The following is a 13,370-nucleotide window of genomic DNA, read 5'->3' as shown; positions in this document are numbered from 1 at the left end:
CAAGCCTTGAAATGCGGTATAATACTTGAGCCATTTTTTTACACTAAAACTTGAAGCCTGTCTACCATTTACACATATTTCTACATATAGTAAGTAAAGCTATCATTCGAAAACACTAGCGGTTCGTTTCACTTCGTGGTAAATTAAACCAATTGAAACATAAAAATCATTTCCAAAATGAAGATAATAATTTATAAATGTAGTTAACGTTCTATTCTTAGTAAAAAGTTAAACAAGGTGATAATTTAAATCATTTAGAAGTTTTCTATCTAATTATACTAAAGTTGAGTGGTGAAACTAATATGAGCCAATGGCTAAGTAATGATAAAATAGCAGACCATGATTTTGGTGGTTGCATATTAAAATTTTTACTAGGTATGAGTATCATTTTTATACTTATTCTATACCCTATTTATTGGCTGTTTTTTCAAGAAAACGAAAAACCTCTTGTAAAAAATACGTCATCCAACCAAGCAAATCAAATAGAAATTACGGGAATTTCTTATGGACATCTCTCCGATGATAAATACATAAAAATGTACTTTAAAGAAAAAAACAAACTTGTAGAGAAAACAAAAGTAAGGGTAGCTAATTTTAATATAATTAATAGTTCAGACCTCTATGAAATTTCATGGAAAGATAATACTAAAGTTGTAATAGTAATGAAATTTGAATATGAAACGAAAACATTGGAATATGATTTCGAAACTGGAACAATAGGTGGATATATTAATAGTACAAATAATAACTTACTATAGCCTAATTCCAAATATGTAGGATACACCTCCAAAATCATAAAAATCTTTTCATATTATTTCTATTAAAACATCGAAAAGAGGTGGCACTTTGAACAAATGGGCTATATTATCTTTAATATGTGTACCTTATGCTCTTTTAACTATAGTAAATGAACATACATTAGAAATAGGTGGATCAGCGAATATCTTTTGGAAAATTGGTTTATTTGCACCACTTATAGGCGTTTTATTTTCAGCTGGAGCCAGTAAAACTTACCAACGCGTTATGCTTGCCGTATTTAATTTAAGTTACTATTTTGCACTTTACATCTATATGATATACACTTTTTAAAATACTCTTATACTTGTTTTATGAACATATATTTTTGGGAGAAAATCATAAAAATAAAACATACTATTTCTCTTGGTCAAAGACTTTTAACTAACTATACATTTTATAAATATTTCTCCCCATGAATCTAGTAAAATTGTAGTGGAGTTGAATTTTCCTTCAAAATATTTCTTATCCTTTTTATAATTTAATAGTTGGAAAGACTCATAGTTATTAGATGAGCTCTTCAATTCCCAAATTTTCATTTTCCTTCTCCCTTATATTTAATCTATTCATAAATTATTTCGGGCTATTTAATTTTAAGCTGCCATCTAATAAACGTATTCTTATGTCATGTAAAGCTGCAACAGCGTCTGCTTGAGTACCACCATATTCTTTAACTTCTTTTAGTACCTTAGTTACCTCTTTCATATAATCCGTACAATGGTTACCTATATGTAACACTTCAGTAGTCACATATTCATTTACTTTATACGGTAAAAATACTCCATTAGCAGCAGAATCATGGTGTATTCCAAATTCTTTTAATAATTCTTGTGCTTCAATAGCTCTTTTATCATTCCAAGGTGTTAGGTGATGTGCTGCATTAGAATATGGGGGTGGTTCAACCCCTGCATCTTTTCCCCCATGCTCCAATCGATTTTTCTGCGTTATGAATCCCTCCAAAACCAGGATGTAGTGGCAGCGGAACACCAACAGCTTGACCACCAACAATATGGTGATGGACTAATTTAGTTCCACGTAATCCAGTAATATCATTTCTTATTAAATTTACTGTGTATCAGTTCAAAGAATTTATTTGCACCAAGTGAAATTGCGCCAATAATAAGAACACCAATAATAAAATAAATCTTTTTAAATAAGTTGTAAGGAGATAAAATAGCAACTACAAGAAGTATTATAATTGCAACGAATGTGACTAATTTTCCAACTTTAAATGCTTGCATATCAGCATTCCTCCTTCTGGATAAAAACAGCCAATATATTCATACATCACAGGTTCTTTAACCATAGGTTTTTGTTTCCTTCCATAAATCACAATACTTAAATTCAATAAACCTCTTTAAAAGGTTTCATGTGTTCTACCCCCATCTTCTATATGCTTCCTTAAATAATAGTACCTATGGAATTCCATAATGAAATGACACAAAATAAACGAAAGCATGGAGTATACACACATTAATACAATTGCTACCATCTTTTGTGTTGCAAAACCAAGACTGATATTAGCAATGAGTTGACCCAATCCTACAAAAGCCAATACTCCAAAGCCAGAATTTTTTTTTCGATGACTTTGATTTTTTGATTGGTCCCTGAAGTTTTTTAATATGATTTTTATAATAATAATTCAAAGCAAAAATATATAAACCAACCGAAAAAATAAAATAGATGGGAGTTTGTAATCCTAACATTCCATATGCAAACTTTTGGGTTATAACTAATAATCCTACTGAACATACGATGCCAAATACCCCACGAAATAGAGTGTATTGTAATTGCCGCTTCCTAGGATTTATAACAATCCATATTGCCCATACATTTAAAAAAGCAACTGGTGGAACTATTATGTAAATATATATCGGTTGGACAGGATTCGCAAAAGCAGGCAAAAGCACAAATATATCTGCTATCCCAATCACAAGAGTAATTATAGTCGATCTTATATCATTTACAGAATAAAGAGCCATATAATATTCAAAAGCTTTCTTATTAAAATCTAGACTTTTTTTCATGTTAATTAAACCACCCTGCTATTGTTCCAATCGTTAAAAGTTTCATAGCTATTTATTCTCCTTTTTTCTAAATTTATCCATAATATTATGAGCAACTATATTCCATAGTAAAGAAAGTACGGTAACAAAAAGTACAGCTAAAGAAAAATAAATCCTATCCTTCCATGTATCATGTACAATCATGCCCAGTATAATCATTATTAACGCACCAACACATATAACTATTTTTGAAAATTTTTGCATTCTATTATCTCGCTTCCTTCTCAAACTTAAATGAAACTCCTGCGGAATCTATAACCATACCCACCTATTATAATCTCACCTTTGACACTTCTATCATAATCATCTAATACAGGTATATAATCACGTATCTTAATTTTAGTAATTTCCGCTTCATATGTTTGCAACACTATCAACGTTTCAAATGTCCTTTATAAATTCCTGACTTAACCCCAAAACATTAAAATATGAATATTATAAAAATTAACTATCTACTTCCCATCAAAATTACGGTAATCCTATTAAGCCTGGGGTTACTCCTTCTACCTTTGCCCATTCAAACGAGCACTCAACTAACATTTGATTCTTACACTTAATTTTTAATAAACCTTCTTCTTCTATCGTATTTATTTCAAAATAATCAATTATATTTTCTGTCCCTAAACCTTTTATTGTTAAATTATGAATAGTAAAGAAAGATATCTCTACATAAATTACATCCCACTTGTTCCATCGTTTTGGCTTGTTTTCAACATTTTCCTTTGTCATCAATTGAATAACTAAAGTAGGACCATCTCTTTTAAGACGCACATCTAATAACTCTGATTCTTCAAACTTTGGTATTTTCCCAAAAATACTAATTAACGCTTGTGGATTTAAAAATTTAAATTGATCAATCATTTTTATACTCCCTATTTTTTATTTCTCTTATCAAAATAATAATGATCCTCCATACCATCTACCTGTCCTGTTCGTGTATTGTATTCAGGTCTTATATTATGATGCGGTGGCTGATCTCCAATTCCACCTTCTCCAAACTTATGACCCTCTGAATGATCTTGAATTATAATTTTTTGACCTTTTACTTCATATGTTAATTCTCGAGTCATAATAGGCTGTTTATTATCATTTAATATCCTTTTACCATTACTATCTGTTAATGGTACCATTTTTTGACTAATCGGGTGTTGAAATCTAGGTATATTTAATTGTCTTTTAATTTCTTTTAAACTAGCTCCCCTAGATTCATGAGAATTTTCCCCCTCAATCTTCTTAACTTGGGGATAATATTAAAAAGACTTATGCGTAATTTACATAAGTCTTACTTTTGTTACTCATAATTAATTATTCGTCCTCGTCTTCAAACTCATATAAGCTATCAAGTAATTCTGCAAAAGATGAACAAACAGGATAGATGGATTCTTCCATTTCTTCTTCCTCATGGTCCCAAAATACGACTGTTGGTGACTGAGGATTATTTCGGTAATCAAAGCATAGAAGGTTACCAAACGGGTCTCTAGCAAAAGGATATACTTTATCTACCAATCTATCTTTTATACTATTATATGTTTGCAGCATAGAAATTTTTCTCTCAGAGTCTAAGGTTAAAAGGTTATTAAGTGAATCTTCATCCTGATTAGGAATATTGAATGTATCTGGAGTAGGATAGCCACCATCATATTTCTTTACACACTCAATAAAATCATTAGGAAATTTAATACCAAAGTACTCTTCTAATTGTTCAATTTGTTCATCTGTAACTTTTTTCTCACTTACATTAATCCATGTAATGTTGTTCATAATTATAAAACTCCCTATTTATCACTATCTTTTCCCCCATCTTCTATATGCTTCCTTAAATAATAGTACCTATGGAGTTCCATAATGAAATGAAACAAAATAAACGAAAACATGGAGTATACACACATTAATACAATTGCTACCATCTTTTGTGTTGCAAAACCAAGACTGATATTAGCAATGAGTTGACCCAATCCTACAAAAGCCACTACTCCAAAACCAGAGTTTTTTTTCGATGATTTTATTTTTTGATTGATTCCTGAAGTTTTTTAATATGATTTTTATAATAATAATTCATAGCAAAAATATACAAACCAACCGAAAAAATAAAATAGATAGGGGTTTGTAATCCTAACATTCCATATGCAAACTTTTGGGTTATAACTAATAATCCTACTGAACATACCATGCCAAATACCCCACGAAATAGAGTGTATTGTAATTGCTGTTTCCTAGGATTTATAACAATCTATATCGCCCACAATTTACACTTAAATACATTGGTATCAATAAAGAAGAAAAGGATAATATCCTTGATACATTTCTCCTTTAATTTCTTTAAAATATATATCAACCTATTAAAAAGCAAATATTAGTCTTCTTTTTTAATTAAAATATTAAAAGCAAAAAAACTTTAATACAAATTCAAACCCATAAATAAAATTTAATTATTTTTCTTACATTATTCTTTTAACATACTTAAAAACTCACTAAAATTATCTGCAACTTCACTAGTTACCTGATTCAACTCTTCTGATTCTTCATGATACCATACCACAACAGATGGTATTTCCTTTTCTCTAAAATCTAAACAAAGAAAATCACCTGCGAATAAAACAGCAAATGGAATAACATTTATCCCTGTTAAATCTTCATCATCCGTTAAACGAGTATCGATATCAGATAATACAACCTCTATATCATACCAACCATTTTCATCATCATCTTCTGGGTCCTCCAACAAACATAAGAAACGTTCAATTAAAAGTTCGTTTTTTTCATGTGAAAAAACATTAGTAATTGGAATAGAGCCATTATATTTTTTCAAAAAATCTATAAAATCATTTGGTAATTTTATCTCACAATATTCCTCAAATGATTCAATTAATTAATCATTTGGTGATTGAAGTTCACTACCATTTTTAATCTTCATTTTAATTCCTCCATTTCTTTACCTACCTTTAGATCTATAAGACCAATGTCCTTCACTCCGCCCACCTTTATGAAATATGCTATTATGTATTCCAAATGGTACTAATTCCATTTTACCTGGCATCTAATCATTTAAATTGTTGTTTGTCACTTGCCAACCACATTTCCTCTGGTAACTCATCCGATTTAATAATTAAACCAGCTTTCTTAAAATCAGGATATTGTGTACCTAATTTCATAGGAACATCAGGTATTAAACCTTTCTCAATAGCAACCTGCTTAATAATAGCTTTTTGGGGAGCTGTTAATTTTTCTCCACCACTAATCTACCTCCATTTCCACGGACTATTAGAATTTACTACTGCAGCATTATATTCTAATTCAAAATCGAGATATTTCCCTTCTACAGCATCGTCTAAAATCTTTATATATTCATCCACTTCATATAAATTTTCTATAAAATCAGATACAATAGCAATCTCTTCCTGTAAACGAATTCTTAATCCACTAAATGGATCACACCAAAATTCATGCGAACTATCTCTCCACCCATCATCATATCTAAATACCTTTAGATTCTTTTGCAATGACTATTGCTGATAATTATTTAGGAAAAAAGACTTTAAAACCTGAGATAATGGAGAAATATGAAATAATAGATAGAGCTGACCTCTATAAGAAGTCAGCTCTATCTATTATTTCAATTCTTTATTTTTTCCTTTTTTAAATTCTTTTTGTTTATCTTGCCAAATATGAATTAAATCTACTAATTCAATCGTTTCTATCTCACAAAAATCTCCCTTACCATCTTCAGCCAAATTGTCTAGGACAGTAGTTGTATCTTTCCGAATTTCTAAACCACAAATGTTTCCATTTACTACTACGTAATTTTCTTTCCCATTTAAAACACTATGTATTTCTTCTAAAATCCAATCTCCAAACGCAGAAACTTCAACGCCTAAAAAAGTCTCCATAAGTTTAATTTCTTGAGGAAGCCTCATAACTAGTTTTCCATTGGTAAGTACTTCAAAGCTATATGGATATTTCATTACTATTGTACTCCTTTATACTAAAGATAAAATTTATTCCGCTGGGAAAGCAGAGATAATTTTCCCATTCCCATCTATATACATGCTAATCCTTATACCCTCTGAACCTATTCCAGAATATGTGTTACCAAATTCATACGTTCTATTATTATATGCTTCATTTATATTATCTACAATCTTTTGCGGGCTCCAATCTTTAGGGAAAAATGTAGAAAATCCTCTATTTCCAGTTTTAGGGGTTCCATTCACTTCTACCCTAGCTTTATAAATGCCTTGATCATTTAATATCTCTTCTGTTCCGCTAATTATTTTTCCAGGTGTATTCTCCAATACTTCAGTATGATAACCCATTGCGTCACCACGCCAATTTATTTCACCCTCTAGGATATGTTTGAGTGTATTTGGTCTAAATTTTTCTGTATGTTGTAAATTAGATATAATTTCCCTATTAGAAAGTGAAGATCTATGATTTTCATTAACAAAATTACTCCCACCATAATTACTTTCACCTCTAGCAAACTGATAGGTCGACAGCTTTTCTTCAGCTTTTTTAAAATCAGGCGTATCAAATCTAAACCGCAAACTATTTCCACCAGCAAAAGCAAAGCGATCTCCCATTTGTAAATTACTTGTAATATGTGAAACAGCTTGCGGAATCTTATTTTTTGCTAGTTTGGTCACTTTACCTGCTTGACCTAATTTACTTGCTTTACTTAATCCTTTATCACCAATAAGTCCTAATCCAACTTGTGTTAAAGCATAACTTCCCCATTTAGCACGACTTTCAGCATCTCCATTTATTACATCATTAATAAATGAATCTGACAATGTATTATACATGGTACTAAGGGTATCAATAGGGTGCAAAGCAGCGTTCCCCATGTTTTCCCACGTTTCCCAATCTCCTAAAGCTTTTATTCCGTCTATTGTATCGCTAACTGCTTGTCCCGTACCCTCTACAATACCGTCCCAAATTTTTTCACCAGTAGATTTTTCAGGTAGCTTACCACACATTTCACCTTCTTCAATTGAATTGGCAGCTTGTCGTGCCCTCTCTTCTGTAATCGCTTGAATTGAAGTTGTCCATTCCATATTCAACCCTTGCGTACTAAATGTACCACTTGCAGGACTAAAGCCTTTTCCACTTTGAACTTCCGCAAGACCTGCAGCAATACTAGCTGCTAATTGAAGTGCTGTACTATAATTATTACTAGAGGTCTGATTGAATTGATACAAATGATCCAGCTTTTCTTGCAGTTTTTTCCTCATCACAGTAAAAAGATTCGCCATAGCGTCCATACCTGGGATTGGCATAGCTTGACTGATGGCTTCCATACTTGCTTTCATTCGGTCAATTTCTCGAATTTGTTCTAATATTTCTTGTTCAATTACATCTGTGGAAGCGACTTGTGATTGAAATTGACTTGGAAAAGCATCGTTCTGGCGAATTAACTCTTCACACAGATAAATGATTCCTTGCGCTAAAGGACGAAAGGTTTGTACAAAAAATGATTTTGCACTGCTATAAGTTTGTCCTTGTAAAACAGTATCAATTGCAAAGGCATCAATTGACTGAATGACTTGTTCCATACCTTGAATAGTAGCGTTACATACAGCATTCATACTTTGAGTTTGGCCTTGTACTTCTCCTAAATACATATTTAAGCTCATGCATTGACCTCCCTCGCTAATTGTTGTTGTTGATAGGAAAGGTCGTTTTCTAAATCACTAAGGTTTCGTCTTTCTTTAAGCAACGTTTCTTTTTGGTTTTCTAATTCAAATGTGACTTTTCGTTCAATATGTTGTGCCTCTTGATATGTATTCATAAAAAATTGAGACATTTCTCTATCACCATACCAAGTTCCTAAAATTCGATCAAACAAACGATGGTTTCGACCTCTCCATTCATAAAAATCTGCTTCCGCTTGCTCCTGAATGTGAATCGCGGATTGATTTCGGTCTTGTTCTTCAAATACACTTCTTAACTTTTGATTTACTTGATTGATTTGTTTTTCAATATCTTGACTCATTATATTCCTCTTACTATTTTACCTTTACGTAGGTTGTCACATTAGCGAAAAGTATTGTGAAGTTCGTTATCCATTCTCTCAAACTCTTGGGCTACTGAATGAATATTATCGACCGCTTGTTGAAAGGCAGTGGAAAATTGTTTCGTAAAATCTAACATTTGTTGATTCGCTTCTTGTGCTTTGGAATTAACAGATAGTGTTGTACGCGTCGCCTTTGTTATAGAACGATTTGTTGCACTTTGGATTATATTCGAAGCTGTTCTCATCTGCGTAGCAATTTGTTGTGCCGTTTGAAAATTACTTTGAAATTGTCCCATCACTCAAATCCTTTCTCTAATTTTCAGAACATGCCAAAGAAATCCCAATAAATATATGAAAATTCCCTATCAATATCACTCTTTTTAAACGTGTGTCCAGCTAAGTTGGGCATGCAATCAAATGAGCCATACAATATAAGCTGTATGGCTCATTTGAAATGCTTGTTATATAGAGTATGACAATTTTTATTTCAAACCGAAATTACGTGATAATTCTTCATCATGAGAAGCAACAGCCTCTGCAGTTTTATTAAGCTGCATATTAATTTCTTGTAATAGCTGTGCGAAGTTTTGTACTTTTGGCTTTAATTGATTGAACTGTTGGTCAAAACCTTCGAAAGCACGACCTTCCCATTCTCCTCTTAATTCATTTTGTAAATTTTGTAGTTGACTTAAAATGTCCTCAATTTGATTTGCACCTTGTCCATATTGAGCTGCTTTTGATTTAAGCTCCTCTGGTGACATACGAATTTGTCCAGCCATTTTCATTTCCCCTTTAATACATAATGAGCAAAATATAAATTGGTTAATTTTACTAAATATATTATAATGTATTATTTTGAACTTTAAAACATTTTATCTTTCTATTGAATATTAGAATATTAATATTCAACTTTTTCTTACTTTACAAGATTTTATGCAAAAAAGACCACCAAAAGGCAGTCCCTCAAAACTCAATCCCATCCCGCGCTCCACTACTTTCTCATACAAATAATTCGCAACGATAATATCTACTACAGCCAAACTAACTGATTTGAAAATAGTAATCTCTTCATCATTTTCGCGTCCGTTTTTTCCCTGCTTAGGATTTGTCCAATTTCGGCGTGGAGATTGCTAGTTTTATCGGAATTTGAAGATCACCTGTTTCTAGATCCTATTCAATTAAGCAATCCTACAAATGCCTCTTCTTCCTCATCTATAAAACCTACAAATATAATTTCTTCGATATCCTCATGATTAAATACAAATGTATACTCAGGATTAATATATCCTTCTGGATAAAAACAGCCAATATAGTCACACATCACAAGTTCTTTAATCCCAAGTTTTTGTTTTCTTCCATAGTTATTTATGTGAATTCAGCTCGTTTTTTTGTTTTGGGTGAAAAAAATTTTTTAACTTGATAGCAATGTGGTGCTGCCCCTATTAGGCAAATTCGACAAAGAAAAAACACCCAAAGGTGCCTTCCTCCCACTTGAACCATCTTAATTTTATTGTGTTGTTATTATATAAGAAAAGAAGACATCGCTTAAGATGTCTTCTTTTACTTGTACACTTGGTGTTAAGAAGGTATTTATTGCTTAAAAACCATAAAAAAATATAACAATCATCGAGTAAACCTATTATAGCATCAATAAATAGAGTTTTTATATGCATTTTTACATATATATAGATTTATTTATGTTTTATCTATATAGTTAAATTGTCTGTTTCTTGTTTTAATTCGTTTGTTTATTTTGAGTGCTCCAGCAATGGAGCCTTTTTTTATGCAATAAAACATTTTCTTAGCATTACTTAGTTGATCTATATTAACTTTACCCTCTTAAATTATATCTATATTTTACCAAAAAATCATATGGATAACCAGTTTTTTCTAATAATCTATTGGATTGATAATTTTATTGTTAGTTGTTAATACTTATTAGAAAATTCATTATGCAATGAAAATTTAGAAATCAAGAATTATAAAAAACTTATAGTATCTTTTGGAAAAGTATATTTAAAATTTGTATATTAATATGTTATAATTTAATTTCTAAAACTACCAAAAAAGGACTGCCAGTAATGGTGGTCCTTTTTTATATCGGTGAGATTGTACTAGGTTGAGCAAAAAAATGGAACCGAAAAAGTTATTTCTAATGAGGATAGCCTTCTTATGATGAAGTTTCATTCAGTGGATCTGCAAGCAAACATAAAAGAAGGAAAAAATTACGATTTTACTTTACGTGGATATAGAGTACCTATACTTTCATGGTTTCCAAATTTAGATGGTGCCGAATCAAAAAATTAGCACTATTCTTTAATAAAAAATCCTACTCATTTTTTAATGAGTAGGATTTTTTATTAAAGAGCTATTTCGTATTAATTTGTGCCATCATTTAATATGCTATTTTAAAATATTTTCTAAATTTGATAACTTATTATCTAAATTTCCAAATTATATACAGCACTATCAATTAAACAACTATTAAATATATCTTCTATCTAAAACATCGTATTATCATTAGCTGCTTCACTTGGAATCTCTTGAATTACATCCCAGTGTTCAACAATCTTTCCATCCTTGATACGAAATATATCCACTATAGCAACTCCCTTATCTTGAGAATTAGTACGAGAATGTACATGAAGAGCAACTGTATCCCCTTCAGCTACTACACGTTTAATCTCTGCAGAGGAATTAGGATTTTTAACAAAATCATCCTTAAAGAAATCCATGAAGGCTTTTCGTCCATCAGCAACAAAAGGATTATGTTGCTTATAATCTTCGCTAACATATTTAGGGATAATATCGATATTATGTTTGTTAAAAACTTCATTATAGAAATCAACTACCATCTTTTTATTCTTTTCATTTTCTTTCACTTCTTTTGATACAGAAGCAACATTCTCGCTCTTTATTGAGTTTCCTTTGTTATTACCGGTGGAAGCTTGATATACCAAAGTCGAAACTACTCCTAAAATAAATACAGAAATAATTGTTATGATTAAACTTTTCTCTAATTTCATATATACCTACCTCTTCTACTTAAATAAGTTTTCTTCTATAAAAAGTTTGAAGAAGGAGAAACCTTCCCAAAAATGTAATGTCAGGGGTAATGTTAGGAATTTCATTTATCCTAACCTCCCCCTATACAAGGCATATTAGAAACGATTCATTCTAACTTAATACCTCATTAACAGTTGCACTGTCCACAATTTGAATAAACTTCTTAACCTTATCGTTCTCATCAAACTTATAAAGGTGACAAAAATCTGCTATGAACGATTTCCCTGTAGCTTTATATGTCCCACTATATTTTCCATACACGATAACAGTATTGTTATTAAAAGCATAGATTTCATCTTTAGCGCTATAGTCATCCCATTCTGTGCCAAGACGTTCATGTACGTTTTTCACTACTTCATCTGGACCTATATAAGTACCTGCATATGGAAACACAGCAGCTTCTGTCCAAGATACATTTTTACTTAAATACGTTTTGAACGCATCCAATTTCCCTTCGCCAGTTAACACATACGTTTCATGTAATAGCTTTTGATATTTATTCATATCATTAACCCCAAGGCATTTCTTTTGTTACAACTTTTGCACTTAATTCTAATACACCTTTATTTGCATAGTCTGGATATGCTGCTTCAAGTTTTGCCACAAAATCTTTTGAAGTTCCACTTTCCTCAGAAGCTTGAACCGCAGTTCTTAGATAATCCATTGTCGCAGTAAGTGCTTGATTATTTAGAGATTTTTCGATTGATCCATGGCTTGGTACAATTATGTCAGCATGTAATGCTTGTAACACTTTCAAGTTCTCAATCCACGCCTCCATCGCCGCTTTTGAGCTAGTATCCGCTAAGAATACATGTATTTCGTTAAATACATCAATACCACCAATTAATACTTTCAGCTCTTTATTAAATAAGCTAGTTCTGTAATGTTCTAAGCCTACTAGTTCAAATGTTAACCCCTGAAAATCAATCGCTTTTTCTTTAAACACTTGAGGTAATACCACATTACTTGGCGCATTTTCTCCAAGGGCGTCTTTCCAAACTTTTAATTTCCCTAAGACAGAATGAACGATATGTTCAACAGTAGACTCCGTAGCATACGCTATAGCTTCTGGGTAAACGGCTTTAATGCTCTCTAATCCAAAGTAGTAGTCTGGATCCCCATGAATAATAAAGATTTTATCTAGAGATAAGTTGTTTTTTTTCAGATACTCAACAATTTCTTTCGAATCAGATTGAGTAAATTTTGAGTTTATTAAAAATGCATGTCCTGCTTTCTCAACTAATGTTGCTGTGACCATAAAGCTTTTTTCGTCCGAACTAAACACCGTTAATTTCACATCTTTTTGATTTGTATCGATTGTTTTAAACATAGTATGTTATTCTCCTTTTGTTAAAGTTATAAACTAATTATCATATTTTTATCTTGTTCCGATAAAGTGAAACTTTAATCAGTGGGGGTTTTGTTCATCC

The 13,370-nt window shown here is 31.4% G+C and carries 20 protein-coding genes and 7 pseudogenes; 4 read left to right on the top strand and 23 right to left on the bottom strand.

What is annotated here, in order from left to right; all coding sequences use genetic code 11:
- Positions 1 to 302 precede the first annotated feature (302 nt).
- Both BC_RS04685 and BC_RS04680 read left to right on the top strand, forming a co-directional pair.
- The gene (locus BC_RS04685) at positions 303 to 758 is read left to right on the top strand and encodes a hypothetical protein (RefSeq protein ID WP_000084806.1); all 456 of its coding nucleotides are present in this window, start codon (positions 303 to 305) and stop codon (positions 756 to 758) included.
- Positions 759 to 846: 88 nt separating this feature from the next.
- Complete coding sequence (locus BC_RS04680; RefSeq protein WP_001045662.1) at positions 847 to 1,089, top strand: hypothetical protein; 243 nt, start codon at positions 847 to 849, stop codon at positions 1,087 to 1,089.
- A gap of 95 nt (positions 1,090 to 1,184) precedes the next feature.
- Here the strand turns inward: BC_RS04680 and BC_RS28375 are convergent.
- The 10 genes and pseudogenes from BC_RS28375 to BC_RS27930 form a co-directional block, all read right to left on the bottom strand.
- Positions 1,185 to 1,334, bottom strand: a pseudogene (locus BC_RS28375) (imm11 family protein); the annotation flags it as partial.
- Between the two features lie 34 nt (positions 1,335 to 1,368).
- Positions 1,369 to 1,725, bottom strand: a complete 357-nt coding sequence (locus tag BC_RS04675) for an AHH domain-containing protein (protein ID WP_002195209.1) — start codon at positions 1,723 to 1,725, stop codon at positions 1,369 to 1,371.
- Positions 1,694 to 1,804: a hypothetical protein gene (locus tag BC_RS27935; RefSeq protein WP_229171573.1), complete on the bottom strand. Its 111-nt coding sequence runs from the start codon at positions 1,802 to 1,804 to the stop codon at positions 1,694 to 1,696. Before BC_RS27935 ends, BC_RS04675 begins: the two co-directional genes overlap by 32 nt.
- A gap of 40 nt (positions 1,805 to 1,844) precedes the next feature.
- Positions 1,845 to 2,036, bottom strand: coding sequence for a hypothetical protein (locus BC_RS04670; RefSeq protein ID WP_001147552.1), 192 nt, complete (start codon positions 2,034 to 2,036; stop codon positions 1,845 to 1,847).
- Positions 2,037 to 2,047: 11 nt separating this feature from the next.
- Positions 2,048 to 2,131: pseudogene (locus BC_RS04665) on the bottom strand (DUF4176 domain-containing protein); the annotation flags it as partial.
- A 21-nt stretch (positions 2,132 to 2,152) separates the two neighbouring features.
- A pseudogene (locus tag BC_RS04660) lies at positions 2,153 to 2,822 on the bottom strand (hypothetical protein).
- Positions 2,823 to 3,329: 507 nt separating this feature from the next.
- A complete protein-coding gene (locus BC_RS04655) occupies positions 3,330 to 3,722 on the bottom strand; it encodes an immunity 50 family protein (RefSeq protein ID WP_000566919.1) in 393 nt (130 codons plus the stop codon).
- Between the two features lie 11 nt (positions 3,723 to 3,733).
- On the bottom strand, positions 3,734 to 3,931 hold the full coding sequence (locus BC_RS04650; RefSeq protein WP_000196398.1) for an HNH/endonuclease VII fold putative polymorphic toxin: 198 nt from the start codon (positions 3,929 to 3,931) through the stop codon (positions 3,734 to 3,736).
- 235 nt (positions 3,932 to 4,166) lie between these two features.
- Positions 4,167 to 4,622: an SMI1/KNR4 family protein gene (locus BC_RS04645; protein WP_001060032.1), complete on the bottom strand. Its 456-nt coding sequence runs from the start codon at positions 4,620 to 4,622 to the stop codon at positions 4,167 to 4,169.
- Positions 4,623 to 4,636: 14 nt separating this feature from the next.
- Positions 4,637 to 5,109: pseudogene (locus BC_RS27930) on the bottom strand (hypothetical protein); the annotation flags it as partial.
- On the opposite strand from BC_RS27930, the pseudogene BC_RS27925 reads away from it, so the two are divergent.
- Positions 5,101 to 5,175, top strand: a pseudogene (locus tag BC_RS27925) (integrase); the annotation flags it as partial. The pseudogenes BC_RS27930 and BC_RS27925 overlap by 9 nt on opposite strands.
- A 129-nt stretch (positions 5,176 to 5,304) precedes the next feature.
- Here the strand turns inward: BC_RS27925 and BC_RS04640 are convergent.
- The 10 genes and pseudogenes from BC_RS04640 to BC_RS04600 all read right to left on the bottom strand — a co-directional run.
- Positions 5,305 to 5,727 (bottom strand): SMI1/KNR4 family protein, encoded by a 423-nt coding sequence (locus tag BC_RS04640; protein ID WP_078223928.1) that lies wholly within the window; start codon positions 5,725 to 5,727, stop codon positions 5,305 to 5,307.
- Positions 5,728 to 5,793: 66 nt separating this feature from the next.
- Positions 5,794 to 5,886, bottom strand: coding sequence for an HNH endonuclease (locus BC_RS27920; RefSeq protein WP_088351714.1), 93 nt, complete (start codon positions 5,884 to 5,886; stop codon positions 5,794 to 5,796).
- A gap of 244 nt (positions 5,887 to 6,130) precedes the next feature.
- A pseudogene (locus tag BC_RS27835) lies at positions 6,131 to 6,361 on the bottom strand (hypothetical protein); the annotation flags it as partial.
- A 108-nt stretch (positions 6,362 to 6,469) separates the two neighbouring features.
- The gene (locus BC_RS04630; RefSeq protein WP_000877046.1) at positions 6,470 to 6,823 is read right to left on the bottom strand and encodes a type II toxin-antitoxin system toxin; all 354 of its coding nucleotides are present in this window, start codon (positions 6,821 to 6,823) and stop codon (positions 6,470 to 6,472) included.
- 33 nt (positions 6,824 to 6,856) lie between these two features.
- Entirely contained in the window at positions 6,857 to 8,494 is a 1,638-nt protein-coding gene (locus BC_RS04625) for a ribonuclease (RefSeq protein ID WP_000056051.1), read from the bottom strand.
- A complete protein-coding gene (locus BC_RS04620) occupies positions 8,491 to 8,853 on the bottom strand; it encodes a DUF3958 family protein (protein ID WP_000076122.1) in 363 nt (120 codons plus the stop codon). Before BC_RS04620 ends, BC_RS04625 begins: the two co-directional genes overlap by 4 nt.
- 41 nt (positions 8,854 to 8,894) lie before the next feature.
- Positions 8,895 to 9,170 (bottom strand): TIGR04197 family type VII secretion effector, encoded by a 276-nt coding sequence (locus tag BC_RS04615; protein ID WP_000529655.1) that lies wholly within the window; start codon positions 9,168 to 9,170, stop codon positions 8,895 to 8,897.
- A 186-nt stretch (positions 9,171 to 9,356) separates the two neighbouring features.
- Positions 9,357 to 9,653 (bottom strand): WXG100 family type VII secretion target, encoded by a 297-nt coding sequence (locus BC_RS04610; protein ID WP_000918587.1) that lies wholly within the window; start codon positions 9,651 to 9,653, stop codon positions 9,357 to 9,359.
- Between the two features lie 126 nt (positions 9,654 to 9,779).
- The gene (locus tag BC_RS04605; protein WP_230641402.1) at positions 9,780 to 9,932 is read right to left on the bottom strand and encodes an ornithine cyclodeaminase; all 153 of its coding nucleotides are present in this window, start codon (positions 9,930 to 9,932) and stop codon (positions 9,780 to 9,782) included.
- A 116-nt stretch (positions 9,933 to 10,048) separates the two neighbouring features.
- Positions 10,049 to 10,234, bottom strand: a pseudogene (locus BC_RS04600) (DUF4176 domain-containing protein); the annotation flags it as partial.
- 815 nt (positions 10,235 to 11,049) lie between these two features.
- Here BC_RS04600 and BC_RS28150 point away from each other — a divergent pair.
- Complete coding sequence (locus BC_RS28150) at positions 11,050 to 11,181, top strand: hypothetical protein (protein ID WP_254912410.1); 132 nt, start codon at positions 11,050 to 11,052, stop codon at positions 11,179 to 11,181.
- A 194-nt stretch (positions 11,182 to 11,375) separates the two neighbouring features.
- On the opposite strand, the gene BC_RS04595 is transcribed toward BC_RS28150, so the two are convergent.
- The 3 genes from BC_RS04595 to BC_RS04585 form a co-directional block, all read right to left on the bottom strand.
- Positions 11,376 to 11,900, bottom strand: a complete 525-nt coding sequence (locus tag BC_RS04595; RefSeq protein WP_000764211.1) for a nuclear transport factor 2 family protein — start codon at positions 11,898 to 11,900, stop codon at positions 11,376 to 11,378.
- 151 nt (positions 11,901 to 12,051) lie between these two features.
- Positions 12,052 to 12,444, bottom strand: a complete 393-nt coding sequence (locus tag BC_RS04590; RefSeq protein ID WP_001046379.1) for a nuclear transport factor 2 family protein — start codon at positions 12,442 to 12,444, stop codon at positions 12,052 to 12,054.
- A gap of 4 nt (positions 12,445 to 12,448) precedes the next feature.
- Positions 12,449 to 13,270, bottom strand: a complete 822-nt coding sequence (locus BC_RS04585; RefSeq protein ID WP_000477274.1) for a hypothetical protein — start codon at positions 13,268 to 13,270, stop codon at positions 12,449 to 12,451.
- Positions 13,271 to 13,370 lie beyond the last annotated feature (100 nt).

Source organism: Bacillus cereus ATCC 14579, from assembly GCF_000007825.1.
Lineage (GTDB): Bacteria > Bacillota > Bacilli > Bacillales > Bacillaceae_G > Bacillus_A > Bacillus_A cereus.
Note: the sequence above shows the minus strand (reverse complement) of the source record. Positions and strands in the feature narration are given on the sequence as shown.